The organism is Microcoleus sp. N9_B4 (assembly GCF_036701635.1).
In the GTDB taxonomy this organism is placed as follows: domain Bacteria; phylum Cyanobacteriota; class Cyanobacteriia; order Cyanobacteriales; family Microcoleaceae; genus Microcoleus.
On record NZ_JAUBRC010000098.1, the window covers coordinates 2,501 to 5,600 of the forward strand.

At 50.1% G+C, this 3,100-nt stretch carries 2 tRNA genes, 2 rRNA genes and 1 pseudogene (1 of these 5 only partly in view); 1 reads left to right on the forward strand and 4 read right to left on the reverse strand.

The features are described 5' to 3' along the window. Nucleotides 1-676: ribosomal RNA gene (locus QUA43_RS30450) — 23S ribosomal RNA — on the reverse strand (it extends 2,227 nt beyond the left edge of the window). An 81-nt stretch (nucleotides 677-757) separates the two neighbouring features. Between QUA43_RS30450 and QUA43_RS31025 the strand changes: the two are divergent. Then, a pseudogene (locus tag QUA43_RS31025) lies at nucleotides 758-877 on the forward strand (hypothetical protein); the annotation flags it as partial. A 6-nt stretch (nucleotides 878-883) separates the two neighbouring features. Here the strand turns inward: QUA43_RS31025 and QUA43_RS30455 are convergent. From QUA43_RS30455 to QUA43_RS30465, 3 genes are all read right to left on the reverse strand, one after another. After that, nucleotides 884-956, reverse strand: a tRNA-Ala gene (locus QUA43_RS30455). Nucleotides 957-1,060: 104 nt separating this feature from the next. Further along, nucleotides 1,061-1,134: transfer RNA gene (locus tag QUA43_RS30460), tRNA-Ile, on the reverse strand. Nucleotides 1,135-1,250: 116 nt separating this feature from the next. Then, a 16S ribosomal RNA gene (locus tag QUA43_RS30465) occupies nucleotides 1,251-2,750 on the reverse strand. Together the 16S and 23S rRNA genes with 2 tRNA genes alongside form the textbook arrangement of a ribosomal RNA operon. Between the last annotated feature and the right edge of the window lie 350 nt (nucleotides 2,751-3,100).

Below are 3,100 nucleotides of genomic sequence, written 5' to 3' on the forward strand. Positions count from 1 at the left end.
GGCGCTCTTGTCAAACTCGCTTTCGCTTTGGCTTCAACCCATAGGGCCTTAACCTGCCACTGCCTATAACTCGCCGGCTCATGCTTCAACAGGCACGCGGTCAGACGTTAAATCGTCCTCCCACTGCTTGTAAGCTAACGGTTTCATGTTCTATTTCACTCCCCTTCCGGGGTTCTTTTCACCTTTCCCTCGCGGTACTGGTTCACTATCGGTCACACAGTAGTATTTAGCCTTACGAGATGGTCCTCGCTGATTCACACGGGATTTCACGGGCCCCGTGCTACTCGGGATACAGTCACGCTCTTTTCTACTTTCGACTACAGGACTTTCACCTTCTCTGGTGCAGCTTTCAACTGCTTTGTCTAGCTTGAAGATACGTTAATTGACTGTCCCACGACCCCAGAAGTAAAAACCTCTGGTTTAGGCTGTTTCCCGTTCGCTCACCACTACTTGGGAAATCGCTATTGCTTTCTCTTCCTCCAGCTACTAAGATGTTTCAATTCGCTGGGTTCGCCGCACCAATCTATGTATTCAATTGGTACTTACTGGGTTGCCCCATTCGGACATCTCCGGCTCAATGCTTGCTTCCAGCTCCCCGGAGCTTATCGTCGGTCGCCACGTCCTTCTTCGCCTCTGTGTGCCTAGGTATCCACCGTTAGCCCTTTGTAACTTGACCACTTGATTTTTTCATGGTGGTCGCTGGTCAGATACTCCGATTTCTCGGATGACTGACACGCTTTGATGACTTAATTTCTATGCAGTTTTCAAGGTTCTGACTAGAGTTCTAGACTCCAGCATTCCGACTTCTTTGTTGACCAAGTTAGTCTGGGTGCTGATTTCTATTTTTTTGGGTTTTTTTGGCGGTGGTAATAGTTAGTGAGAGTGGAGGTAAGCGGACTCGAACCGCTGACTTCCTGCGTGCAAGGCAGGCGCTCTACCAACTGAGCTATACCCCCACACTTGTAAGTTCTGATTTTGATTGTATGAGTCCTGAATTAATCCTGAATTAATCCTTGATTATCCATTACTCATTACTGACAATTCATCACTTTTTTCCAGGTGGGCCATCCTGGATTTGAACCAGGGACCTCACCCTTATCAGGGGTGCGCTCTAACCAACTGAGCTAATAGCCCGCGAGTTCCGAACCAGTTAATAGTTTGAAAGCTTTGACATCTATTCCTCGAACGACCAGGGATGACTGACAACGACCTATTGTTTAGGTTCGGTCGACTATCAGATGGTCTCCCTAAAAGGAGGTGATCCAGCCACACCTTCCGGTACGGCTACCTTGTTACGACTTCACCCCAGTCATCAGCCCTGCCTTCGGCATCCTCCTCCTTTACAGGTTAGAGTAATGACTTCGGGCGTGGCCAACTTCCATGGTGTGACGGGCGGTGTGTACAAGGCCCGGGAACGGATTCACCGCAGTATGCTGACCTGCGATTACTAGCGATTCCGCCTTCATGCAGGCGAGTTGCAGCCTGCAATCTGAACTGAGGCAGGGTTTACGGGATTAGCTCGCCCTCGCGGGTTGGCTGCCCTCTGTCCCTACCATTGTAGTACGTGTGTAGCCCAGGACGTAAGGGGCATGCTGACTTGACGTCATCCCCACCTTCCTCCGGTTTGTCACCGGCAGTCTGTTTAGAGTGCCCAACTTAATGATGGCAACTAAACACGAGGGTTGCGCTCGTTGCGGGACTTAACCCAACATCTCACGACACGAGCTGACGACAGCCATGCACCACCTGTGTTCGCGCTCCCGAAGGCACTCTTCTGTTTCCAAAAGATTCGCGACATGTCAAGTCCTGGTAAGGTTCTTCGCGTTGCATCGAATTAAACCACATACTCCACCGCTTGTGCGGGCCCCCGTCAATTCCTTTGAGTTTCACACTTGCGTGCGTACTCCCCAGGCGGGATACTTAACGCGTTAGCTACGGCACTGTCCGGGTCGATACAGACAACACCTAGTATCCATCGTTTACGGCTAGGACTACTGGGGTATCTAATCCCATTCGCTCCCCTAGCTTTCGTCCCTGAGTGTCAGTTATGGTCCAGCAGAGCGCCTTCGCCACCGATGTTCTTCCTGATCTCTACGCATTTCACCGCTACACCAGGAATTCCCTCTGCCCCTACCATACTCTAGCTGTTCAGTTTCCACTGCCTTTCCGAAGTTAAGCCCCGGTCTTTGACAGCAGACTTGAACTGCCACCTGCGGACGCTTTACGCCCAATCATTCCGGATAACGCTTGCATCCTCCGTCTTACCGCGGCTGCTGGCACGGAGTTAGCCGATGCTGATTCCTCTGGTACCGTCAGGTTGCTTTCACAACTTTCTTCCCAGAGAAAAGGGGTTTACAACCCAAGAGCCTTCTTCCCCCACGCGGTCTTGCTCCGTCAGGCTTTCGCCCATTGCGGAAAATTCCCCACTGCTGCCTCCCGTAGGAGTCTGGGCCGTGTCTCAGTCCCAGTGTGGCTGATCGTCCTCTCAGACCAGCTACCGATCGTCGCCTTGGTGGGCTTTTACTCCGCCAACTAGCTAATCGGACGCGAGCTCATCTTCAGGCTATAAATATTTTCCCTTTCGGTACATCGGGGCTTAGCAGTCGTTTCCAACTGTTGTCTCCGTCCTGAAGGCAGATTCTCACGCGTTACTCACCCGTCCGCCACTAAGTATTTCTACTCCGTTCGACTTGCATGTGTTAAGCAGACCGCCAGCGTTCATCCTGAGCCAGGATCAAACTCTCCGTGTTGTTGAGTTTTTTTGGCTTGAGTCAAGTTCTTTCCACTCAGCACAAATGCTGGTTTTTTTCCCTTGACTTTTTTCTCGTTGTTTGCGATATTGAATATCAGCTCTCGCTTTTACTCTCTATCTTGATTTTTTTGACGAGGTTAATAGTGCTTTAAGCTTTCAAACTATTCTTTTTTCTAGGTTCAGTTTTTTGCCTTTTGTTCGTGGTTCAGTGAACCGCTTCCCTTCTGGCGCTTTATTAATGTATCAACTCTCCCCAGAGTTGTCAAGCGTTTTGTGAAAATATTTTTGAGTTATTTTTGAACCTATACACACCAAGGGTTTCGGCTATTAAGTCGCTCTCCGACCTCC